Below are 23,736 nucleotides of genomic sequence, written 5' to 3'. Positions count from 1 at the left end.
TCCCGTTCCCCTGGGAACGAAGGGAAATCATGAGAACGTACGCGACACTTATATTCGCCCTGACGCTGCTCTTGGCCGGCTGCGGCGGCTACGACCGCGAGCTGCTGGGAGACCCCCAGCCCGCCCCGGCGCCGGTGGCCGCCCAGGAGAGCTACGCTGAGACCGACCCGGCCGCCGAAGAGGGCGTCGAGCAGCTCATTCATACGCCGTCGGACTATGACATGTTCGGCGAATTGAGCCCGTACGGCTCGTGGTACGAGACCACCGAGTACGGCGCAGTGTGGCAGCCGGTGGTGAGCGTGGGCTGGCAGCCCTTCACCTACGGCCACTGGATCTGGACCTCATACGGATGGATGTGGGTGTCGTACGAACCGTTCGGATGGGCCACGTATCACTATGGCAACTGGTGGCTGGACCCGGTGATGGGCTGGATCTGGGTACCCAACTACACCTGGGCCGCGTGCCCGGTGGACTGGTTCATGGCCGGCGACTACATGGGCTGGGCGCCATTGCCGCCGCCGGGGTGCTCGTGGAACGACCCGTGGGTGGACCAGGGCCGTTACAAGGACGGCTGGGTGGTGGTGGAGACGGGCAAGTTCAAGGAAGTCGACGTGGGCGAGAACCGCGTGAAGCCGGAGCGCTTCAAGTCCGCGTATCGCACCGGCACCGCCGTGCGCGGCGCGCCGGACACGCGCGCCATCGAACGCGCCACGCGCCAGTCGGTCAAGGAAACCGATATCCGCATCGACTCGGAGCGCTATGGAACGCGCGAGCTGCGCAAGGTGGTGCTGCCGTCGCACGAGCAGCAGATCGTGGAGCGCTTCCCCATGCCGATCAGCAGCCCGATACAGGCAACCGGGTTGAAGCCGGTCAACGATGGCGGCACCCAGGTGACGCCGCCGCCGGGTTCGGGCAAGACCAAGGGCAGCACGCCGCCGCCGGCCACAACCAAGGACACGCCGCAGAAGTTCAAGTCGAAGGACAGCAAGGGATCGACGGGGACGTCGCGCGCGAAGGGCGGCGCCAGCAACGACGGCAAGGACAGCGGAGACAAGTCAAAGGACAACGGATCGAAGGACAATGGGTCCAGCGACAAGCCCAAGGACGACAAGAAGGACAGCGGCGGCAGCAGCCCCGCGAAGGCGAAGGGCAAGAAGGGCTGATCTACCCCGCGCGGCGTAGCGTAAGGGCGGCTTCGACACCGCGCGCTTCCTGCAGGTTCTTGATGGTGACGTCGCCGCCCATCTCGCGCGAGAGTGTGCGGCAGATGGCGAGGCCGAGTCCGGTGCCGGTGGTTTTGGTGGAGAAGTAGGGCTCGAACAACCGCTTCGACACCTCGTCGTTCAATCCCGGTCCCGAATCCCGAAACACGATGCGCACCGCCGGCGTGCCGGCTTCGGTGGTTTCCGCGCAGCGCACGCGCAGTTCGCCGCCGCCCGATCCCATCGCCTCCAGCGCGTTCTCGATGAGGTTGGCGCAGATCTTCCGCACCGCCTCCGCGTCCGCCACGACGCGCGCATCCGCCACGCCGTTCTCGTAGGTGACGCGCACGCCCGAGCTGTTATTCATGTAGGGCGCCACGATGCCACGCACCAGTGCGTCGACCTCGTGCGGCTGCATGTCGAGATGCTGCATCTTGCCGAAGCTGGAGAATTCGCTGGCGATGCGCTTGAGCACGTCCACCTGGTGGATGATGGTCTCGGTTCCCTCGCGGAAGATTCGTTCGAACTCCCCGGAACGCTGGTCGAAGGCGCGCCGCATGAACTGCGTGGAAATTCTAATGGGTGTGAGCGGGTTCTTGATTTCGTGCGCAATCTGGCGCGCCATCTCCACCCACGCCGAGAGTTTCTTGCTCTCGATGAGCTCGGTGAGATCCTCGAACACGAACACGGTGCCCACGTAGCGCTCGCCGGATTCGAGGCGCGTGCGCATGTACTTGATGGTGGCGGGCCGCCCGGCGCGTTCGATCTCCAGCTCCCCGGTCTCGAAGGGATGCCCGGAACGGGTGGCGGGATCGAGCAGCGCAAAGATACGATCCGCGTGCCCGCTGCGCGCGATCTCGGCGGCGGTCTGCCCCATGGCGTCGGCGGCCGTCACGCCGGCGATGCGCTCCGCGGCGGCGTTCACTGTGCGCACGCGCCCCTCGGCGTCGGTGCTGATGACCCCCGCGCCGATGTTCTCCAGGATGGCTTCCAGGTAGCGGCGGCGCTCTTCGAGTACGCGCTGCGACTGCGCAATCTGCTCGGTCATCTCGTTGAAGGCGGTGGCCACGATGCCCACCTCGTCGGAGCGGTCCTCGCGCAGGCGCACATTGAAGTCGCCGCGGCTGATGCGGCGCGTGCCCGCCACCAGTTCGCGCAGCGGTTCGAACACGCCGCGCGCCACCACCAGGCCCAGCGCGATGGTGGCGGCGAGCAGCAGCGCAAACACGCCCAGCGCCACCGAGGTGGCGCGTTGCACTTCCAGCGAATACGACTCGGGCCGGAACAACAGCGGCACCCCCAGCGCCGCGCGCGTGGGCGCGCGCGCCACCAGGGCGCTGTCGCCGACGATCGGCTGCCAGTGCGCCACCGGCAGGTACGCCACCTGGAAGTCGTAGCTGCCGGCGCGTTCGGTGGCGAGTGCGCGCTCGGAGCTTAGCAGCGACACCTCCACGTACGCGCCCGCGTTCATGGTGGCGCTGATGAACCCGCCCGCCAACAGGCCCTCGCGGCTCGACGCCACCAGGTCACCATCCACGTACACGTTCACGTCGGCGCCCACCTGTTCCGCAATCTCGCCCAGCAGTTCCTCGTCGACCGCGCGGCCATAGTAGACGAAGTAGCGACCCGCGCGTCCGTCACCCGACACGTCGAGCGGCGCGCTGAACACGCCGATGTACGATCGCCGTCCGATGGTCACCAGCGCCAGATCGTCGCCGGACACCGACTGCAGCGTGCCCAGCGTGGGTGCGCCGGCCGGTACCGGCATCGACACATCGGCAAACACGCCGACAATACGTTTTCCTCCCAGGTGTTGCGGGCGTGGCGCACCGGGCGCCAGCAGTGCCGGCAGATCCGCGCGCGCAATGAAGAACTGTAGCTCGCCGTGCAGCAGGTTGGCCGCCGCCTTGCGCGCGCCGTGCGCCTTGACCGATGCCTCATCGCGGCTCTCCTCGGTGAAGCGCTGCTTGATGAAGTCCACCGAGAAGAGACCGAGGATGACCGACGGCGCAAGCGCCACCAGCAGGAACGACGCGAGCAGTTTCTGCTGAAAGCCCAGGCGCCCGCCGGGCGTGAGCGTGGGCAGCACGCGGTTCAGGCGCGGCACCGCACCCAGCGCCACCACCGTCAGCAGGATCACCAGCGTGAAGAACAGGTAGAGCGAGAACAGCGTGGACCAGCGCAACAGGTGGCGCGACAGGGACGGAACCGCAAAACCGGCCAGCAGGGTTTCCGCGTTGTCGGGCAGGTCGCGCGCCAGCACGCGGTAGGTTCCGGTGGCGGAACGCAACAGAGGCCACTCGTCCGCGCGCGCGCGGGTCATGACGTCCGTCGGAACGCGCGTCCCCACCGCGAGCCGCTCCGACGACGACTCGGTGATGCGCCGTCCGTCGTCCACGCGCGCCAGCAAGAGCGCCTCCGGCTCCTCGATGCGCGGCGCCACCCCGCCCTCCTGCACGTTGCGCAGCACCTCGGGCGTGCGCGGCCCGGTGCGCGCGGCCAGCTCCAGGCTGCCAAAGAAGAACGGCACGTCCACGATGACCTTGCCGATGAGGCGGCGTGCCAGGTCGGTCTCCTCGTACACATCGCTCTCATCCACATTGAGAATGCCGCGGTAGAAGCGCACGATGCCCTGCGGCGTGGAGCGGGTGAGGTCGAGCACCGCCCAGCGGTTCTGGTCGGGCGTGTCGGTGCGCTCGCCACCCTCGGCGATGCGCGCGCGATAGGGCATGTCGACGGCAAACTCGCTGATGACGCTGTCTGCATCCGTGACCACGTGGATGGCGCAGCTGTAACCGAGCAGGCTCAGCGGGCCATCCGCCCACAGGTCGAACGCGAGACGGTCGGTGTCCTGGGAGAGCGGCGAACGCAACGCCTGGCGGATCTCGTGGCGCTCGGCGTACTCGCTGAGCACGTCCTCCAGGATCACCACCTTCCAGTTGTCGCTGGGGTTCACCAGTTCGGTGGCCTTCTCGGTGACGAAGCCCTTGCGCAGCTCGTCGTAGTTGCGGGCCAGGTGCATGTATGCCGCCGCGGACGCCACCACCACCAGGCAGAACGACACGATGCCAATGGACACCAGGTCTTCGCGATGCGCCACGCGCGGCGCGAACACCGCAAACACCACCAGCAGCAGCGACACCGCCAGCGGATCCCAGCGGTGCAGCAGCAGACTCACGCCCGCCACTACCGCCAGCGCACCCGCACCCACCAACGCGCGCCGCGTCTCGCCCGCCGCGCGCATCATGCCCCATATAAGGAACAGGCCGGCCAGCACGATACCGGTCACCATGAGAAACACGCCGACGTGCAACACGATGAGGCTGGCGTCGGTGATCTCCATGGTCTCGCCCAGCAGGCGCGGGTTGGCGTTCACCACCACCGTGTGCACCAGCCGCCGGATCAACTCGGTCATTCCCAGCAGCACCGCGCCAACCGCGGCCGCCTCGAGCGCGCGCGTGCGCCTGGTGGGCGAACCGGCGGGTGGAACCTTGTCGCGCGCGCGCACAATGCGCACCAGCCCGTACACCAGCACCACCAGGAACAACGCCGTCACCGCGAGGTCGAAGGTGCTGCGCATGAGCCCCCCCAGCGTGGGGGTTGCGAACACCGACGGGTCGAAGAGACGCGCGTGCGCCCACGCGCTGCGCGCACCAAACGAGAGCAGCGCGTAGCGCAGCGCCACCACGAAGGCGGTGAACAGCGTTGCGCGCGCCAGCACGTCGCGCGGCCGTGCGCTGGGCGGAATCCAGCGCATGGCCTGGAAGAAGAGTGCAAACAGCGCGGCCAGCGCAAAGGCGCGCCCCCAGGTGGAGCGGCGCGAGTCCCACTGACCCAGGTAGTGGGAGAACGGGTGGCCCACCGCGGTCACGCTGAGGATGGGGTTGGCCTGGCGGCTGCGCACCAGCACGCGTCCCTGCAGGCCGGTGGCATCGTCGCCAAAGATCTCGCCCGAAGGCTCCACGTTGGGCGGGAACGGGTAGTACGCCAGCACGGAGTCCGCGCGCGTCGGTGCGTCCGCCGCGGTCGAGTCCGCCGGATCGCGCTGCGGCTCCGGTTGCGTGCGCGCCGCCTCCATCATGCGCAGGCGCTGTGCGAGCACCTCTTGCTGTTGTTCGCGAAAACGCGGCAGCCGCTCGGGCAGGTTGCCGGTGGCGGGGAAGTAGTCGAAGCTCACCCTCGCCACGCCACCGCGCGGAATCTCCTCGGCGAGGCTGGTGCTCTTGAGGAAGCGGTTGTTGACGCGGAAGTCCACTTCCAGCGGCATGTCGATGAGCAGCGTGGCCACCGGGGGCTCGCCGTCCACCCGGCGGATGGGAATAACGTGCGAGAGAATCTGGTACAGCGACACGTTGCGCGTGTACACCACCGTCGAGTCGCTGCGGATGAACATCGCGTCGAGCACCGCGGTCTGCTGCGGCCAGCCCGCCCACGCCACCCGGCGTCCATCCGCGTCAAAGAGTTGCAGGCCGATGTCGGTGCCCGGCGTGAGCGCGGTGCCGCGTGTGGCCGAGCGCGCCAGGGAATCGAGCAGTGCGAAGGCGTCGGTGGGATCCTGGCCGATGGGGGTGGCGGTGGCGCGAACGTGCAGGGTGACGTGCGCGCCGAGCAGCGCGGCGGTGTCTTCCAGGCGCTCGATGCGGTTGCCCACGTCGGCCAGCGTCTGCGCGATGCGCTCGCCCGACTGGCGCCGCCAGTTGTTCTGCATGCGCTCGCCGCCACCCGAAGGGAGCGCAAAGGCGAGGCACGAAAACCCGGTGAGCGAGATGGCAGCCCACACGCCCGCACGGCGGCGGCGCGTTCCGCGCGAGAGCGCGGCGCCGACCGACGAAAACACCAGCGCCAGCACCACCGCGCCCGCCGGCACGCGTCCCGCCCACGCCACGCCCGCAAAGTGCCCCAACAGCAGCACGCTCCACGCGCCCATCAGGCACGCGACGGAAAATAGAAGCATCAGGCGTCGGGTTCGCATCGTGCATCACCGCTTTCACGGCGTCGACAGCATATCATGTGAGCGGCGCGACGGACGGAACGGAAGGAATCAGCGGATCGACTTGATCTCATCCACCACCCAGCGCTGGCGGTTGCCGTCCGACTCGAGATGCAGGGACACGTACACCTTGTCCTTGATGAGGCGGCCGTCGTCGCTCTTCTGGTACTGGCGTTCCCAGATGGCGTAGGACCGGCCACCCTGCTCGCCCGGCTTGCGATACTGGGCGAACTCGAACTCGCGGGTGATGGTGTAGCGGAACAGATCCTTGAGGAGATAGTAGCTCTGGTTGCGGGAGAAGGTGCCACCCGACGGCCCGGTTCCCTCCACGGAGATCGCCACCTTCTGGGTTCCGAAGTGGCGCAGGATAAGGTCCACGTTGCCAGACTTCCAGCCCAGTTCGATGTCCCCGAACACGTCCATGGGACCGCCCGGTCCGGCCGACTCCGCGTCCTTCTTTTCTTCCTTTTCACCCTGCTGGGAGACGACGGCGCCCGGGTCGGCGGGGTTCCTCTTGGGGCGCGCAACACCCTCCGCGGGCAGGACGAAAGACACCAGCCCGGCGAGAAGCGCGAAGGAGAGCAACGGCGCGGATATGCGGAAGAGGGTCCCCATATTTGGACCTAAACAACGGAACAGGAGCAAGCCCCATGCCCCGCCCCGACCCATTGCGCCGCAACGAGTTACGCCCGCAAGCGCCCCGCAGGTGTCACCACCAAGGGACACCCCTGTCTCAGAAAGGGGACGGTTGTGCTGGCCGTCACCGCAGCGTGATGACCCGGGCCACCGCGCTTGTGCTGCCGTCGAAGCGAACCAGGTAGACCCCGCTCGGCACGCGGTTGCCCGCGTTGTCGGTGCCGTCCCAGGTGAGACGCGTGTCGCCCACCGGGAACGATTGCTCGCCCAGGTCGCGCACGCGCGCGCCGTTCACCGAGTAGACCCCCACGCGCAGGGTGGCCGGTTCGCTGAGCGACACGTCAATCTGCGTCGACGCCGAGAACGGGTTCGGGAACGCGTTCAGCCGCGCAACCGGAAGCTGCGGGGTGACGCCGGTGGGGACACAGTTCGAGGGCGACGGCGGCGCGTCGGTGTCGTAGTCGGCCGCGGTGGTGCCGGTGCTGCCGACTTTGCGATGGATGGCGCCGTTGGTGAGCGCACCCGCACACCCGCCGCTCCACTTGCCGACCGCGGCTGCCTGCGCCACGCGCGTGCTGTGCGGATTCACACCCCAGCACACGAAGTCGAGGATGTCGGTGGAGACGCCGAACAACCCGCTCTTGTACAGCTGGATCTCGCCGCCGGCATTGGTATCGGTGAAGACCACCGGCCAGGGGATGGTGGCGTAGCCGCCGGCGGGCACGATCACGGCACCCACCTGCGTGTACAGGAAGGGCGAACAGAACCAGTAGCCGGTGGTGTTGAAGTCGTTGGCGGTAGTGTTGAACAGCTCGATGTAGTCGCCCGGGTTGACCTCGGAGATCACGACCGAGGGCAGACCCACGGCGCCGTTGGCACCGGAGCCGTCATCGAGGACATCCAGCGCGGGATCGCACTGCGCGTTCGCGCCGGCGACAAAGAAAACCAGAGCAACCAGAGAGAGGAAGATGAGACGAAACATGGCGGCCGCCTTGTCCGGGATCCACTGCTGTTTGGCAAGTATCTCGTGGGCAATTATACCGCAGCCACGCGCGGAATTCCAGAGGGCGGGGCCTGGTCGAAGAAACCGCGCTACTTGGACTTCTTGGGCCGCCAGATATGCCACTCCACCAGCACCGGGGAGGCGATGAAGATGGAGGAGAAGGTGCCGATGATGATGCCCAGCGTGAGCGTGAGCGCGAAGTCGCGGATGACCTCGCCGCCGAATGCCAGCAGCGCGGCGAGCGCGAGCAGCGTGGTGCCACCGGTGATCACGGTGCGCGACAGCGTCTCGTTGATGGAGGTATTCACCAGCGTGCCGAAGTCCTCGCGGCGTCGCACGCCCAGGTTCTCGCGGATACGGTCGAACACCACGATGGTGTCGTTGAGCGAGTACCCCACGATGGTCAGGAGCGCTGCGATCACGCTGAGCGAGATCTCCATGCCCACAAACGAGAAAAACGCCAGCGTGATCAGCACGTCGTGCGCGGTGGCGATGATGGCCGCCACCGCAAAGCGGAAGTCAAAACGGAAACTCACGTAGATGAGAATGCCGATGAGCGAGTAGATGACCGCCCAGAACGCCGCGGTCCGCAGCTCGGAGCCGATCTTGGGACCCACCGACTCCACCCGGCGCACGTCCACCGTCTGGCCGCCCACACCGGCGGACACCGCGTCCTTCAACTGCTCCGCCACCGCCGCCGCATCACCCACGCTCTTCACCTTGATGAGGTAGTCGCCCGCCTCGCCGAAGCGCGTGATCTCCGCGCCATCGAAACCCGCCTTGCCGACCACCGCGCGGATGTCGGACACCGGCACCGGCTGCTGCAGGCCGATCTCCACCAGCGCGCCGCCGGCAAAATCGATCGACGTCTTGAAGCCGCGATGAACGGCCAGCGAGATGAGACCCGCCAGGATGATGACGGCCGAAATAAGCATCGCATGACGGCGAATGCGGATGAAGTTCACATTGGCATCCGTGAAGAACTGCATGTCTCTCTTCCTGCCTACACGCTCAGGCGCTCAAGGTGACGCCGGCTGGTGATAATGTCGTAGACGACGTGGGTAACGATAAGTGCGGTGAACATGCTGGAGAGAATCCCCACCGACAGCGTGGTCGCGAAGCCCTTGATGGGCCCGGTACCGAACTGCCACAACACGAAGGCCGTGATGAGCGTGGTGACGTTGGCGTCCAGAATGGTCGAGAACGCCTTGTCGTAGCCGGCGTCGATGGCGGAGCGCACCGTCTTGCCGCGGCGCAACTCCTCGCGAACGCGCTCCAGAATGAGCACGTTGGCATCCACCGCCATACCGATGGTGAGAATCAGCCCCGCGATGCCGGGCATGGTAAGCGTGGCGCGCAGTGTCGCCATCACCGCCAAGATCATGACCATGGCGAGAATCATGGCGAAACTGGCCAGCGCCCCCGACAACTTGTAGTAGACGATCATGAAGATGATCACCAGCACGAAGCCCGCCATGGCGGCCTTCTTGCCGGACTCGATGGAGTCGCGGCCCAGCGACGGCCCCACCGTGCGCTCTTCCACAATCGAAACCGGCGCGGGCAACGCACCCGCACGCAGCACGATGGAGAGATCCGCCGCCTCGTCGTCGCTGCCGATACCGGTGATGCGGCCCTCGCCGCTGGGAATCTTGCTCTGCACCGTGGGCGCCGAGCGCACCTTCTGGTCGAGTACGATGGCGATGTGCCGGCCGATGTTCTCTCCGGTGAAGCGCGCAAAGATGATGGCACCCTGCCGGTTCAAGCGGAAGTTCACGTTGAGCTGTGTCGGGTTGTCGGGGTCGGGGCTGGTGGTGGCGTCGGTGAGCGTCGACCCGTCGAGGGTGGCGTTCTTCTCCACCAGGTAGAGCATGTAGCCGTTGCCGCCACCCTGCACCGGCCGCGTCTCAGCGCCCCACAGGAACGCCGAATTGGAGGGAACCGCGCGCTGCGCCTGTTCGGTCTGCAAGAGCAGGTCGACGGTTTCCTTGCGCCGCTCGTCCACCACCACGCCGCCGTCGAAGTAGGTCAGCAGCATGGAGGTGAAGGGCCGGTCTTCGGTGGCCTCGGGAAGCGGCACGTTGTCCGCCGCACCCGGAATGGTGGGCAGCAGCGAGTCCGCCGCACTGGCCTGCTGGGTCTCCGGGGTCTTGCTGGCCGTCCGGGTGGTGTCCGCGTCGATGCCGGTGGTGTCGATTACCGAGCCGGTCACCTTGACCCCGCGCAGGTTGCGATCGAGCGCCTGCAGCGTGCGGCTCACCTCGTCCTGCTCGCGCACCAGCCGGAATTCCAGCTGCGCGGTCTGGCCGAGAATGCGGTGCGCGCGGTCCACGTCGGAGAGGCCGGGCAACTCCACGATGATGCGGCGGTCGCCCTGCTTCTGGATCACCGGCTCGGCCACGCCGAACTGGTCGATGCGGTTGCGGTAGATCCGGATGGCGCGGTCCATGACATCCTTCTTGGCGTTCTCGTCGAGCTTGGAGTCATCGACTTCCATCACGAGGTGCACGCCGCCCTGGAGGTCCAGGCCGAGCTTGAGAGCCCTGTCCAAATACATGTCTCGCTGCTCACTGCTCATACGCGCCCGGGCTTCTCCGCTCATCGAGTAGTAGCGAAAGCTCGGAAACAGCGCCCAGGCGCAGAACACCATGACCGCGAGAATGATGACCAGCTTCCAACGGGTCTTCATCGTTACCTCAGATCAGACTGTGTCGGGCAGACTTCCGCCCTCCCCAGGGTCGTGCCGGTATGTGTGGCGCCAGGTTATCCACAGCGGGAGGGCAGTATGGCCGGAAAATAAGAGGCCATTATACACGAACGGGTTGCGGGGTCAAGGGGGCCCTTGAGGGAAGGTCGGGGTGGCTCCCCGGCGGGGCCGCCTGAGCGACCGCACCGGGGAGCCCTGCTGCGCTTACTTGAGCAACGCCATCTTGCGGACCACCGTACTCTTCGGGGTCCGCAACTCGTAGAAATAGATGCCGGACGCGGCCGGTTCACCGTTACCCGTCATCCCGTCCCAGGCCACCGCGTGCTCACCGCCCGGGTAGACACGGTCGGCCAGCACCGCCACCCGCCGGCCCGCGATGTCGTACACCGTCAGCGTCACCTGCATCGGGGTGGGAACCGCAAAACGGATCTGCGTCTCCGGGTTGAACGGGTTGGGCGTGTTCTGGTAGAGCGCCACCGGCGCAGACGGCATCCGCACCGTCACCGGCCACGACCGCGTCTCCATCCCGCTCTCACTCACCGCCGCGACCACGTACTGGTACTCGGCTTCCGGAGTAACCTTGCTGTCGATGAACTGGTGCTCGCCCGGGGCGACCAGCGCGTCCGTCATGGACACGTCGTCACGGTAGATGCGGTAGCCCCGGATGGTCTCGTCCGTGTAGACAGCCCAGCGCAGTTCCACCGCTCGGTCCTTCACCGACGCGGTCAGGTTCTGGAAGAACACCGGCACGGGAATATCGCGCCGCACAATGATGTTCTCATTGCCCCCGACCGCCTCCATGTTGGCGATGTCGATGAAGGCAATTTCATTGACGGGCGCGGGCGTCGTCTCCGGAATCCAGTTGTTACCGCCATTGATGGTCTTCCAGATCGTCGTGCCACCGTTCGAGAGCACCCCGTTCATTTCGTCAATGAATGATATGGCCCCCGAACTGGGAGCCGACAGGAATGTCCAGCTGGCGCCCCCGTTGGTGGTGTGCAGCAACGCGCCGGATTGCGCCAGCACCCAGCCGGTCATGTCGTCGATGAAGCAAACGTCGCGGAGATCCTCGGTTGTGCCGCTCACCAGAGGCGTCCAGGCATTGCTCGGCAGGTCACCCTTCATGATCACCCCACCGTATCCCACCGCGTAGGCGGTCTGCAGCGACGGCACCGACACCTCGATGAGCGATATGTCCGGCCCCGCCGACGCCACGCCATCCACAATTGTGTAGATGCGGGAGCCAACCGCGACGCCGTTGTCCGGTCCGAAAAAGTCCACGCCGAGCAGGGTGGGAACGCAATCCGGCGCACCCGGGTAGCACGCACTGGAGAACAGGGTGGACCATGTCGTGCCGCCGTCGGTCGACCGCGCAACGAAAGCGCCTGCATCCATCTGCGCCGGCCCCCACCCCACCACGACGATGGTGTTCGGGGCTGGATAGGAAACGTCGCCGATAGTCGACCAGGTGAAGGGCTGCGAAACCGACCAGGTGGCCCCGCCGTCGCTCGTGAGATACATGGGCGACGTCGGATAAAGAGATGGATCGCCGTTGTCGGCGGCTATGGCCACGCCATGCTGGATGTCGAGAAAATCGACATCCGTCATCGTGTACCGCCCCGATCCGCCCCCTACTTGTGCCCAGTTCTGACCGCCATCCACGGTCCGGTAGATCGCGCCCCCGTCACCCACCGCCACACCCTCCGTGGTCGAGAACATCCCCACGCCTCGTATGATCGAGTCCACGTATCTCTGGGTCCACGACACCCCGCCATTGCCGGTGCTGTACAGGAGTCCCGGCGGCCCATCTTCGATATACCCGCCCACAACGGTCACCATCTCCGTTACCTGGTCCACCGAATACAACTGCCTCGACCAGTATGCAGGCCACGTATTGGTTTCGGTCCACGTGAGCCCACCATTGGTCGTCTTCAGGCTGACCGGCGGATACAGTGTCGCAAACGAGTATCCGACGGCGGTACCGTTGTTCGCGTCGATGAAATCGACGCTGTGAAGTTCACCGGAACCCGCTCCGTTCTGCGTATCCCAGTTGACACCACCATCGCCGGAGTGGAGAATCGTCAGGTCCCATCCCACGGCGAACGCGCTCCCGCCATCCACGACGCACACGCCGCGCAGCCGTGTAGCAGGGATCACGGCTCGTGTGACCCACGTTACCCCGCCGTCATCGGTGCTCACGATGACGCCGTCGGCAGCTGCGGGCAGAACGCGCGGCCGGGAACCAACCGCCATGCCATGAAGGGCATCGGCAAAATCGACGTCATAGAGTTGCTCCGCCACGCCGCCCCCGACGTTCGTCACACTCCACGTGTTACCACCGTTCACGGAACGCGCGACGACACCCCCTTCGCCCACGGCGACAACCGTGTTGCCATCGAGCACACTCACCGCGTTCAGCGTGGGCGAGCCAGGCACCGGGGAACACCGGGCCCAGGTAGCGCCCCCATCCGTGCTCTTCACCACCGTGCCGCTAACTCCCACCGCCATCGCGGTTGAGGGGAGCAGAACGTCAACGTGCTGCAAGGTGAGGCCCCCCGTCGCCGGGTACTGCCACTGCCATATTGACTGCGCGTGGGCGGGTGTGCCTGCGGCACAGACCATTGCTGCCCACAAAATGATTCCCCTCATGGTTGGCTCCCTTCTGCGCGGCGCGGGAAAGCGGCCCCCTGGGATCGAGGATACCCAGAGTTACTGCTGGATTATCCCCCATGGCGCACCCCGGTCTGTATGGTGCATGTGCATCATTTTTGGGGGGCCACCGGTGGCGCGGCACCGAAGCGCCCGAGCAAGAAGAAGGGGTCCCGCCAGCGGAACCCCTTTTCTTACCTCTTGTTCGCCTTGCTGCCCGACTGCCGCGCGGTCACACCCGGCCCATCAGGTGGAGCATGTCGCGGACAGCCCGGTCGAGACCGGTGAAGACCGAGCGGGCGATGATGGCGTGGCCGATGTTGAGCTCCTCCAGGTAGGGGACCTCCAGCATGCGGGTGACGTTGTGGTAGTCCAGGCCGTGGCCGGCGTGCACGCGCATGCCCAGGTGGCGGATGGCGTTGGCGGCTTCCTTGAGTTTCTTGACCTCGTCCTCAACCTTGAGGTGCGAGGCGTTGGAGAAGGCGCCGGTGTGCATTTCCACCGCGTCAAAGCGGAGGCGCGCCGCCTCGTGGATCTGCTGGGGGTCGGGGTCGAGGAAGGCCGTCACCTGGATGCCGGCGTCCTTGAGCGTGGCCACCAGCTCGCCCAGGCTGCGCGGGGCGTCGGTGAGGTCCAGGCCGCCCTCGGTGGTGATCTCCTCGCGTTTCTCCGGCACGATGCACACCGAGTCCGGCCGGATGGCCAGCGCGATCTCCTGCATCTCGGCCGCCGCGGCCATCTCCAGGTTGAGTGCCCCGCGGACCACCTCGCGGATCAGTCGCACATCGCGGTTCTGGATGTGGCGGCGATCCTCGCGCAGGTGCACGGTGATCTGGTCCGCCCCCGCCATTCCCGCGGCCACGGCGGCCGCGACCGGGTCCGGTTCGTGGGCGTGGCGCACCTCGCGCAGCGTGGCGACGTGGTCGATGTTCACTCCGAGGCGGATGTAGGTCTTCTCCATGCTCTTCTCCACTACCGGGTTTGAGATACGCGCGCCGTTTCCAGGGCCGCCACCAGCTCGCACACCGTAACCACCTGCACCTCGGCGGCGTCGAGGTCGTCGATGCTGGCCTGCAGGGCCTCGAGCGTCCAGGGGTGCGGATGGCCGATACCGACCGCCGACCCGCGCTTGCGGGCCAGGGCGATCAGTTCGCGGATGCGGTCCTCCACATCCTCGCGGCGATCGGTGCCGTCGTCCAGAAAGATCGTGTTGGACGCCGCCCGCAGACCCGAGTTCACCGCCACATTATAGGCGACCGACTTCGGGGACGTCAAAGAGTCGAGGAAGAACACGCCGTACGGCTTGAGTGCCGCGCACACCGCGCGCATCACGCGCGGGTCCGCGGTGGCCACCGAGCCCTGGTGGTTGTTGACACCGTCCACCCCCGGCAGGCGCTCCATGTACTCGCCCACCAGGGAGGTTATTTCCGCGTCGCTCATACCGGTGGAGATGGCGGGCAGGTCGGGGTCGAAGGGTTCGCTTCCCTCCAGCGGCAGGTGGAGCAGGACGCAACGCTTGCGCGCGCGGGCGTCGGCCAGCATGGCCTGCGAGAAGCGCAGCCCGGGCAGGATGGAGACGGTGATCGGCAGCTTGAGGTCCAGGATTTCGCCGGGCACGCCGCCGCGCGCGTAGCCGAAGTCGTCGATCACGATGGCCACGCGCGGCAGCGGCCGGGTGTCCCGCAGGTGTTGTGTCACGGCCTCGGGCGCCAGGCGGCGGATGGTGAGGCGGTGGGTGTCGCGGGTGCGGGTGCCGACCACGTAGGTGAGCATGCGCCCGTCGTTGCTCTCCTCCGCGTTGCGCAGCACCGCGCCGGCCTGCCGAACCGCGCCGGTGAGTGCGACATTAATAAGAATCAGATCCGCGGACTCGTCGCAGGGGATGTCCCAGCGCAGCGGCTGACCGGCGGCACGGCTTTGCACCGCGGCGGGATCGTTGCGCACGCGGATGCGCTTGCGCAACCCGCTGCGCTCCAGCGTGCGCTTGAGCGCAATACTCACGTCGCCCTGCACGCGCGGGTAGGCGCTCTCCACGCCGCGGTCCACCAGGAACACGGCGCCGCGCGTGCTCTGCAGAAAGCGAACCGCCGCGGTTCCGCCCACGGCGACGATGACCAGCAAACCGATCGCGAATCTGAACCCGCGCGAGGGTGCGGTGCGTGAGGAAGGGCGTTTCTTGCGTGCCATGGGTGGCGCGAGGCTAGGGGCACGCAACGCGGGGTGTCAAGGAGAGGAAGGCCACGTCATGGCGGGTCCGCGTACATTGCTTTCATGTAGCCCCAGGAAACGGCCCAGCATACAGCACTGTCGCGCAGCGGCGCGGCAGTGAAACGATCGAACTCTTGCCACTCCACGAGTTGCCAGCGCGGCGCTTCATCCGTGCCGGCGTTGCGAACGGTAAGCCGCTGCTTTGAGCTCACGTCGTGGCACCCCATTCGCTGTGTCCATACTAATCCATTACAGTACAGCGTCGCCGCGTACCATGTCTCGCCGCCCGAAGCCGGCACTTCTTCCCAATCAACACCTTCCTCGAGATAGACGTCCATCATGAGGCCGGTGCACCGGTCCAAACCCGGCTCGTTCAAGTCCGGGTCGAACAGGCGGTTTACCAGCTGCAACTCGGTGTCACGGTCCCATTCTGCAGGAAGGCCGCCCCTGACATCTCCCGGGGATGGAAGGAAACGGAAGCTGTCGTCCAGCGCACTCTCGAAACGCACCATGTTACGCCCGTTGTGGGACCACTCGATGAAGTAGAGAACGTCAGACCTGACCGTCAGGTCGGCCACGCGGGTCGGGGGTGGTTCCAGGACGGCGTCCTCGCCCCCGCAAGCGAGCGCGAGGAGCATCAGGACGGGAAGGAACAGGTGTCTCTTCATGAGTCGCCCCGGAACAGCGACTTCACCTTGCCCCAGGTGGACTCTTCCGTGGCAGTGGCGTGCGTGCCGACAAGGGCACTTCCGCCCCCCAGATCCTCCGCTTCGACGAGTTGCCAGTGCGGATTCTCGTCGGTTCCGTTGTTGCGCACGGTGAAACGCACCTTCGCCCCGGGATACGGGTAAAACTTGGTGTCGGGGTTGACCGCGATCTGGAAGTCGTAGAAGACCGTAACCATGGACCAGTGCTCGTCCGCCACCGGCGGCGGCACGATGTCCACCCAGTCGGGGTTGCTGAGGTCCAGGTCGAAATCGATCGAGGTGCACAGCGGCCAGCGGTGCAGCGGGTCCTCGGTATCACTGAACAGGTTCGTGCTGACGTCCATTTCCGTCGCGCGGTTCCACTGCGGCGGCAGGCCACCGTTCACGTCGCCGTCGCTGAGATGGAAGCTGAACTCGGGATCGAGCAGCTTGTCCAGCTCGCCGATGTTGCGGTTGTTGTACGCGGCCTCCAGGTTGTTGAGCACCGCGACGCGCGTGGTCAGCGGCTGATACACGACGGGCGGATCCGGCGGCGGCGGGTCGACCGTGTCTTCGCAGGCAAGCGCGAACGTCATTGCGAGCATCGCGGCCAGTGCAACGAAATGCAGTTTCTTCATGGTGGAGTTCCCCTCAAGAAACAAAAAGGGCACCGGCTTTGCGACCGGTGCCCTCTTTGAACCACTTGCCCCTTATTGAGCGCCGCCGAGATCGCGCCACTCGACGAGCTGCCATCTCGGGTTGCTATCGGTGCCCGCGTTGCGCACGGTGAACTGCGCCTTGGCACCGGGGTACGGGATGTACTTGGTATCAGGTTCGACCTCGATCTGGAAGTCGTAGAAACACGTGGTGGTGTACCACGTCTCATCGGGTGCCGCGTCCGGAATCACTTCCACCCACTGCAGGCCGGCTTCAAACTGCACGTCCATCTGGATGGAGGTGCACAACGGCCAGGTGGCCCCGGGGGGGACAGTGCGGCTGAACAGGTTGGTGTTGGCGTCAAGTTCATCCCTGCGGCCCCACTGCACCGGGAGACCGCCGTTGACATCGCCATCGGAGAGGAAGAACGTGAAGTTATCGTCCAGAATCCTCTCGTATTCCGTCATATTGCGGTCGTTGTAGGACTTCTGGAGGTTGAAGAGGACGTCAGACCGGTTGGTCAGGTCCTTGTAGTCCCCGGTCGGCGGTGGCGGAGGGCCATCGTCCTTCTTGGGATCAAAGATACAGGACGACGTCAGTGCGGCCAGCACCACGAAGGCACACAGAACACTACTTCTCTTCCACATGGATGTGATTCCTTTCCGCGAGGCGGGTCGCTGAAGTCCAACAGAATGATACATGATCGGTCCCCTTAAGGTCAAGTAACGTAAAAGGTTAACATCGTTGGTGTTGCGGATGGTTCCTCATGGTTGCTCAAGGATTCAGCCGCAGCCCCAGGATTCCCCGGAGATATCCCCAGGTGGAAAACCCGTCCACGGTGTCGATATCGTTCCAGTACGTAAGGCGCCAGTTACCGCCCTCGTTGCGCACGTCGAAGAACGCCACGCCGCGGTAGCGGGTGGTATCGGCCGGGGTGGCCGTGGCGACCACGCCCAGTTCGTAGTTCACCCGGTACCGGACGAAGGTGTTCTTGTTGATCTCCACCGAGGGCGAGAACTCGGCCAGCAGGGTCTGCGCGTCCGCCAGCAGCAGCCCCAGCGCTTCCAGCTCCCGCGCCTTGTTCCAGTTGTCGAAGACCCCGGTGTTGATGAAGTTCTGGTCCAGCGAATCCTGCAGCGTGGGCGAGAAGAGGAACGTGCTGCTGAGCGCGCGCTCGTAGTTGGCGTCCTGCTTGCACACGTTCAGCGCCTGCTTCAACGCGCCGAACACCTGCAGCGGGTCATTCAGGGACACCACCGGACACCCGCCCGTGCCCGGCGGCTGCACCTCGTCCTCGCGCGTACTGAACAGGCACGCCGGCAGCGTGACGCACAGCATCACCGCGGTGAGCAGGGCAAGTGTGTGACGCCGCGCGATCATAGCGGGAAGTTCAACTCCGAACGCATGTCCCAGTAGTCCTTTTCCTTGGCAGATCCCGTGGGCGCGAAGCGCTTGACGCGCGACAGCAGGAAGGACAGCTTGCGGTTCTTTCCAAAGTCATACTTACCGGTGGTCCCCACCGCAATCTGGCCATCGGTGGTGACGGTTTCGAGGTTCGATGAAACCGTCTTGTCCACGAACTGGCTGTAGCGATTCTCGGCAAAGAACGCCAGGCGGTCATTGACCGCGTAGTCCACGCGCAGTGTCAGCCGGCTGCGATGGTCCTCGCGGTCCACGTTGAGCACATCCTCTCCGTTGGGACCCGTGGGCAGGTACGACCCCTTGTCGTGCTTGTTGAGGCCGTAGTCGAAACGAAAATCCAGGCCCGGCACGGGCTTGAAGGTGAAGGTGTTGGCGAAGATCAAGTTGCGGTCGAGAAAGTTGTCGTTGGGCACAAACACATAGTCGGTATATTCGATGACGACGCCGTAGGTCTGCGAGATGGTGAACCAGTCCCGCACGTTCCAGGAGAACCCGGGACGCATTTCGTACAGGTCGCGCGTGCGGTTGTTGCGCGACTGGCTTTCATCGATGTTGATGAACTGCGTGGACGAATACGACACGGTCACGTTGGCCGACACCCTGGAGAATGGCTGCGACGACAGGCGCAGGCTGGCCAGGTTGTCCACCTGGTCGCGGTCGCGCGGGTTGGCCTCGTAGTTGACGTAGAACGACTGCGAGAGCTGCGTAGAGGCGCTGAAGTCCGCACGCAACGTTGGCGTGAACTGGTGCCCCAGGCCGATGCCGACTCGCTTGCGATTCTCGGCGTAGCTGCCCACCGACTGCGGGCCCAGGTTGCGCTGCGTCTCCGAGTTGTCGAGCGACACCACCGATCGTGTCTTCCAGGGCATCATGTAGGTGACGGTTCCACGCAAGGCGTCGATGACCGTTTCGCCGAAACGCGTGGTCTGCACCGCGTACTGGCTGAGCTGTTCCTCGTGGCTCGCATCCAGCTGGATCAGGAGGTCGTCCCACAACTGGGAGTTGAGATTGAGCAGCGTGGTGCGGGTGAGCCGGTTCTCGGTTTCCTCGAACACGTTCTCTGCGCCGCCCAGCTGGCCGCCCAGCGCCCCCTGGGCCTGGTCCGCATAGGTGCGGGTGCCGTTGTAGGCGGAGTAAGAGGCGCGGAGATCCACCGAGTCGGCAAGAGAAAGGCGAACCGCGCCACTGACGGAGTCTTCGGACGCCCCCAGTCCGTTGAACACCGCGAGCGCGGTTCGCGAAGATTCCGATGTCTCACGAAGGGCACCGCGGGCCTGCACCACCAGGCGATTGCGGAAGAAGTTGTAACCCACGCCACCGTTGAGACCGCCGCCGTAGGTGTCGTCGGTCTTGTAGGTACGCTCGCCGTTCATGGCGCTGGCGCTGAGCGCCGCGTCGAAACGCGCGCGTTCCACGCGCCCGGTCAGCGTGGCCCCGCCCGTGAACCCGTTGTCGTTGATGATGTAGTCCTGAAAGCCGCCGCCCGGTATCACGGAGCGGTTGAACACGCGGCTGTCGCTGTAGCCGAGGGTGCTGGTCATCCCGGGGCGCACCGCGTAGAAGCTGGACAGCGTGAGCCGCTTGGTCTCCTCGCGGCGGTCCTGCAGGCGGTAGTACTTCTCGTCCTTGAAGAGGCCGAAGTCGAACCGCGGTCCGTAGCTCGTCGACATGTTGCTGTTGAACTGGTTCATCATGCTCACAAACGAGACGTTACCCTCGATGCCGTTCTTGAACAGCGGCGCGAACTGGTAGGTCTTGCCGAACTGCAGCGTGTCGGGCGTGGCCGTGCCGGGGTTGTACACGTTGTCTTGAGAAAGAACGCGCGGAGCCGTCGCGGCGAGACACGCTGCCGCGACCATCGTGGCGACTCCACATCGCACCCACTGCACTGGTTGCATCAATGCCCGCAACAATCAAACTCCCGCCGCCAGCAACGCCCGCGACAGGGCGCGGAACTGCTCGCGCGACAACACCTCGGGCCGGCTCTGCAGGTCCACCCCGGCCGCTTCCGCCACGCGCAACAGCGCGTCTTCCGGCATGGGGTAGAACGCGCGCAGCGTGTTGTGGATGGTTTTGCGCCGCTGCTGGAACAGGTTCTTGACCAGTGACACGAACGGAACCACCTCGTCGGGGCCGAGAAAGGGCGTTTGCAGCGGATGGAAGCTCAGAACGATGGACGCCACCCGGGGCCGGGGATGAAACGAGCCGGGTGCAACCTTCGTGACAACCCGGATGTCGTACAAGCTCTGCAATACCACGCTCGTAATGCCATAGACCCGGCTCCCGGGCGGCGACGCGATCCGCTCGCCCACCTCGCGCTGCATCATGACCACCGAGCGCGCAATGCGCCCCGTTTCCGCCACCAGAAAGTCGAACAGCACGTTCCGGGTGAGGTGATATGGAATATTGCCGATCAACACGCACCGCTCGATTCCCCTTTGGCCCAGCAACTCGCCGAGCGAGACCTTCGTAAAATCCACCGAGATCACTTCGACACGCCCGCGCGCATCGCCGCCGGCGCCCAGCCGGCCATCGAATTCCGCGTTCAACTCGTCGACGAGCCCGCGATCGAGCTCAAGCGCCACGAGCCGCGCGCCGGTCCCGACAATGAGTTTCGTCAGGACGCCATGTCCGGGCCCCAACTCCACGACCGTGTCGCCGGGGCCGATCCTCGCGGCCTCAACGATCCGCGCGGCAATGCCGCGGTCCTGGAGAAAGTTCTGGCCGAATCGCTTCTTGGGGCGAAAGCGTCCGTCCTGCAATGGGTTTACCGTTTGTTGTGCCACACCCTTGCGGGCGGGTCGTCAGGGGGATGACGATCGATCGGTATCAGTGGAGAGAGAAGAACCTCCTGATGGCCACCCTGGGTTTCGTGGATTGGGTGGCCTGCCTTTCTGCCGCATAGTATAGCCCGTTTTCCGGGCTGTCGTCAACCCGCGGCGTTCCGGCGCGCCCCGGCCATCAAAGAATCCACTTGCGAATGGGATCCCGGGGACGGAAAATGATATCGGAGGCTTATGTCCGAAATCTCCGTGGGTGGCGACGGCTCCGCCGAGGACCGTCACGAGAAGCTGGCCCGGCTCAAACCATACGTTCTCCCCAAACCCGCCCTGGCCGCGCGCAGGTGGCGCATCGAACGCATGCGTCTGGCCGTGCAGTTGCTCTCGCTCGCCGTGGTGGTATGGATCGGTTTCCGCTTCGTGCGCTGGGTTGCGCGCCTGCAGGCGGGCGACCTGGCCGCCGCGCGACCGCCCGGGGTGGAGGGCTTTCTCCCCATCTCGTCGCTGATCACGCTGCGGCACTGGCTGGAGAGCGGCGAGCTTTCGCGCGTGCACCCCGCGGGGCTCGTCATCCTGCTGCTCGCCATCGGAACCGGCCTGCTGCTCAAGAAGGCGTTCTGCTCCTGGATCTGTCCGGTGGGGTTTGTATCGGAAACACTCGCCGGGGTGGGGCGAAGGCTCTTCCGGCGCAAGATCCGCCTGCCGCGCGGGCTCGACTGGCCCCTGCGCGGCCTCAAGTACCTGCTGCTCGCGTTCTTCGTCTACTCGATCTTCGTCTCCATGAAGGCCAGCGACATTGCGGCGTTCCTGAACTCGCCCTACAACCGGGTGGCCGACATCAAGATGATGCTCTTCTTTGCCAACATCTCCGCGTTCGCGCTCAAGGTGATGGCGGTGCTGGTGGCGCTTTCGGTGGTGATTCCGTTCTTCTGGTGCCGCTTCCTGTGTCCCTACGGCGCGCTGCTCGGGCTGTTTTCGCTGGTCTCGCCGCTGAAGATCACGCGCACCGCGTCGCGTTGCATCGACTGCGGACTGTGCGCGCGTGCCTGTCCCGCGGGCATCGGCGTGGACCGCGCGCGCCGCGTGCGCTCCGACGAGTGCACCGCCTGTCTCTCCTGCGTGGCGGCCTGTCCGGTGCCGGTAGCCCTGCAGGTGGAGACGCGGGGGCCCTGGCGGCGGGCGGTGCGGCCGGCGCTGTTCGCGGCACTGGTGGTCCTGCTCTTCTACGGGGGCATCCAGGTGGCGCGACTATCCGGCTACTGGGCCTCCGACATCACCAACCAGGAGTACCAGCGTCGCATCCAGGAAATCGACGCACCCGCATACCACCACAACCAGGGCCAGGTGCCGCCCGACGAGCGGGGAGACTGATCGCCCGCCACGGTGTATAATCCGTCCTCGCCCGACCTATTCCAAGGAGGCCACCGTGAGACCCACCCGCATTGCCCTTGCCGTCGCTGCCCTGTGCGTCGTGGCGAGCACCGCCGGCGCCGAAGTCCGCTGGAGCAACGAGCCCTACGCGCAGATGCTCGAGCGCGCCAAACAGGAAAACAAATTCGTCTTCATCGATTTCTACGCCACGTGGTGCGGGCCCTGCAAGCGGCTCGACAAGGAAGTCTATCCGCAGGCGTCGGCCGAGAAACTGTTGAACTCGATGATCGCGGCCAAGTTCGACGCCGAGAAGGACCCCTGGAAACCGGTGGCGAATGAGTTTCGCGTGCGTGCCTATCCCACGCTGCTGGTGCTGGGCCCGGACGGCAAGGAAGTGGGCCGCTACATCGGCTACCTGCCCACGGACGAGTTCGTCGAGGTGATCGGCGGCTACGCCGCCGGCAAGAGCCAGCTGGAGATGCTGGAGGCACAGCTCACGAAGAACCCAAACGACTTCGACCTGCTGGTCAACACGGGCATCGTCCATGCCGACGCGGGCCGCGACAAGATGGCGATGCCGATGTTCGAGAAGGCACTCACGCTGGATCCCAACGACGAACGCAAGCGCCAGGATGAGATCTATTACTCCATGGGCGAGGCCTGCTACGGCGTAAAGAACTACAAGGACGCCAGGACGTACTACTCGCGCGTGGTGGCCGATTTCCCGAACTCCGAGTACTACAACGACAGCATGCGCCGCCTGGCGGGCACGGAGTTCAAGCTGGGCAACGCGGATGCCGCGGTGGCCACGTACTGGAAGATCACGGAACCGCACCAGGACGACGCGGGCGCGCTCAACGGGTTTGCGTGGTTCTGTGCGCAGCGCAAGATCGGACTCGACCAGGCGCTGCCGGTGGCGCTCAAGGCGGTGGAACTCTCCGAGCGCGACCCGGGCATCCTCGACACGCTGGCCGAGGTGTACTACGCGCGCGGCGAGTACGACGACGCCATCAAGATCGGCCGCGAGGCGCTGGCGAGCGATCCCGACGATCCGTACTTCAAGGAACAGGTGGAGAAGTTCAAGAAGGCGAAGGAAGAGGCCGATCAGGCGATGCGCTAGGCGCGCCTCTGCAGATGCCGGGGACAGTCATATCGCTTCGCGGCGAGTTCCGCAGCGCGACTACCAGATGGAGTTTTGTCGCGCGAGGACTGTCTGAGCAAGCGAAGCGATATGACTGGACCACACTCTGAAGGCGTCCGCCGCGAAGAGACATGACGGCCCTCGTCACCTTCGGAGTCAGGCCGCCAGTTCCTGCTTCGGGCACAGCGACGGAATCTTGTCGACGTACGTGTCCAGCTTGACCCCGAACGTCTCCGTGAACACTGTGGCGTCGCACACGTTGTCCTCGAGCAGCATGCTCAACTCGT

The 23,736-nt window shown here is 65.5% G+C and carries 17 protein-coding genes; 3 read left to right on the top strand and 14 right to left on the bottom strand.

Features of this window, described 5'->3' with window-relative positions; genetic code table 11:
- Positions 1 to 29 precede the first annotated feature (29 nt).
- A complete protein-coding gene (locus tag OEX18_13840; GenBank protein MDH4338349.1) occupies positions 30 to 1,163 on the top strand; it encodes a hypothetical protein in 1,134 nt (377 codons plus the stop codon).
- 1 nt (position 1,164) lies between these two features.
- Here the strand turns inward: OEX18_13840 and OEX18_13835 are convergent, their stop codons facing one another.
- From OEX18_13835 to rsmA, 14 genes are all read right to left on the bottom strand, one after another.
- Positions 1,165 to 6,174 carry an ATP-binding protein gene (locus OEX18_13835; protein ID MDH4338348.1) on the bottom strand — a complete coding sequence of 1,670 codons (5,010 nt, stop codon included), beginning with the start codon at positions 6,172 to 6,174 and terminating at the stop codon, positions 1,165 to 1,167.
- Between the two features lie 69 nt (positions 6,175 to 6,243).
- On the bottom strand, positions 6,244 to 6,807 hold the full coding sequence (locus tag OEX18_13830) for a hypothetical protein (protein MDH4338347.1): 564 nt from the start codon (positions 6,805 to 6,807) through the stop codon (positions 6,244 to 6,246).
- Between the two features lie 145 nt (positions 6,808 to 6,952).
- Complete coding sequence (locus OEX18_13825) at positions 6,953 to 7,810, bottom strand: T9SS type A sorting domain-containing protein (protein MDH4338346.1); 858 nt, start codon at positions 7,808 to 7,810, stop codon at positions 6,953 to 6,955.
- Between the two features lie 110 nt (positions 7,811 to 7,920).
- The gene (gene secF, locus OEX18_13820; GenBank protein MDH4338345.1) at positions 7,921 to 8,820 is read right to left on the bottom strand and encodes a protein translocase subunit SecF; all 900 of its coding nucleotides are present in this window, start codon (positions 8,818 to 8,820) and stop codon (positions 7,921 to 7,923) included.
- Positions 8,821 to 8,834: 14 nt separating this feature from the next.
- Positions 8,835 to 10,517, bottom strand: coding sequence for a protein translocase subunit SecD (gene secD, locus OEX18_13815; protein ID MDH4338344.1), 1,683 nt, complete (start codon positions 10,515 to 10,517; stop codon positions 8,835 to 8,837).
- Between the two features lie 222 nt (positions 10,518 to 10,739).
- Positions 10,740 to 13,184 (bottom strand): T9SS type A sorting domain-containing protein, encoded by a 2,445-nt coding sequence (locus OEX18_13810; protein ID MDH4338343.1) that lies wholly within the window; start codon positions 13,182 to 13,184, stop codon positions 10,740 to 10,742.
- A 232-nt stretch (positions 13,185 to 13,416) separates the two neighbouring features.
- Complete coding sequence (locus OEX18_13805; protein MDH4338342.1) at positions 13,417 to 14,145, bottom strand: pyridoxine 5'-phosphate synthase; 729 nt, start codon at positions 14,143 to 14,145, stop codon at positions 13,417 to 13,419.
- A gap of 11 nt (positions 14,146 to 14,156) precedes the next feature.
- Positions 14,157 to 15,371, bottom strand: coding sequence for a divergent polysaccharide deacetylase family protein (locus tag OEX18_13800; GenBank protein ID MDH4338341.1), 1,215 nt, complete (start codon positions 15,369 to 15,371; stop codon positions 14,157 to 14,159).
- A 56-nt stretch (positions 15,372 to 15,427) separates the two neighbouring features.
- Positions 15,428 to 16,060, bottom strand: a complete 633-nt coding sequence (locus OEX18_13795) for a hypothetical protein (GenBank protein ID MDH4338340.1) — start codon at positions 16,058 to 16,060, stop codon at positions 15,428 to 15,430.
- Entirely contained in the window at positions 16,057 to 16,716 is a 660-nt protein-coding gene (locus OEX18_13790) for a hypothetical protein (protein MDH4338339.1), read from the bottom strand. Before OEX18_13790 ends, OEX18_13795 begins: the two co-directional genes overlap by 4 nt.
- Positions 16,717 to 16,788: 72 nt before the next feature.
- Positions 16,789 to 17,382 (bottom strand): hypothetical protein, encoded by a 594-nt coding sequence (locus OEX18_13785; GenBank protein ID MDH4338338.1) that lies wholly within the window; start codon positions 17,380 to 17,382, stop codon positions 16,789 to 16,791.
- Positions 17,383 to 17,509: 127 nt separating this feature from the next.
- On the bottom strand, positions 17,510 to 18,115 hold the full coding sequence (locus OEX18_13780) for a hypothetical protein (GenBank protein ID MDH4338337.1): 606 nt from the start codon (positions 18,113 to 18,115) through the stop codon (positions 17,510 to 17,512).
- The gene (locus tag OEX18_13775; GenBank protein MDH4338336.1) at positions 18,112 to 20,016 is read right to left on the bottom strand and encodes a hypothetical protein; all 1,905 of its coding nucleotides are present in this window, start codon (positions 20,014 to 20,016) and stop codon (positions 18,112 to 18,114) included. The genes OEX18_13780 and OEX18_13775 overlap by 4 nt, the downstream gene beginning before the upstream one ends.
- 54 nt (positions 20,017 to 20,070) lie before the next feature.
- Positions 20,071 to 20,919, bottom strand: a complete 849-nt coding sequence (rsmA, locus tag OEX18_13770) for a 16S rRNA (adenine(1518)-N(6)/adenine(1519)-N(6))-dimethyltransferase RsmA (protein ID MDH4338335.1) — start codon at positions 20,917 to 20,919, stop codon at positions 20,071 to 20,073.
- Between the two features lie 255 nt (positions 20,920 to 21,174).
- On the opposite strand from rsmA, the gene OEX18_13765 reads away from it, so the two are divergent.
- Together OEX18_13765 and OEX18_13760 are read left to right on the top strand one after the other, a co-directional pair.
- Positions 21,175 to 22,308 carry a 4Fe-4S binding protein gene (locus OEX18_13765; GenBank protein ID MDH4338334.1) on the top strand — a complete coding sequence of 378 codons (1,134 nt, stop codon included), beginning with the start codon at positions 21,175 to 21,177 and terminating at the stop codon, positions 22,306 to 22,308.
- A 55-nt stretch (positions 22,309 to 22,363) separates the two neighbouring features.
- Positions 22,364 to 23,428 (top strand): thioredoxin domain-containing protein, encoded by a 1,065-nt coding sequence (locus OEX18_13760; GenBank protein MDH4338333.1) that lies wholly within the window; start codon positions 22,364 to 22,366, stop codon positions 23,426 to 23,428.
- Positions 23,429 to 23,736: the final 308 nt, after the last annotated feature.

The sequence above is a fragment of the Candidatus Krumholzibacteriia bacterium genome (assembly GCA_029865265.1).
Classification (GTDB): domain Bacteria; phylum Krumholzibacteriota; class Krumholzibacteriia; order WVZY01; family JAKEHA01; genus JAKEHA01.
This window is presented reverse-complemented; position numbering and strand designations above follow the sequence as displayed.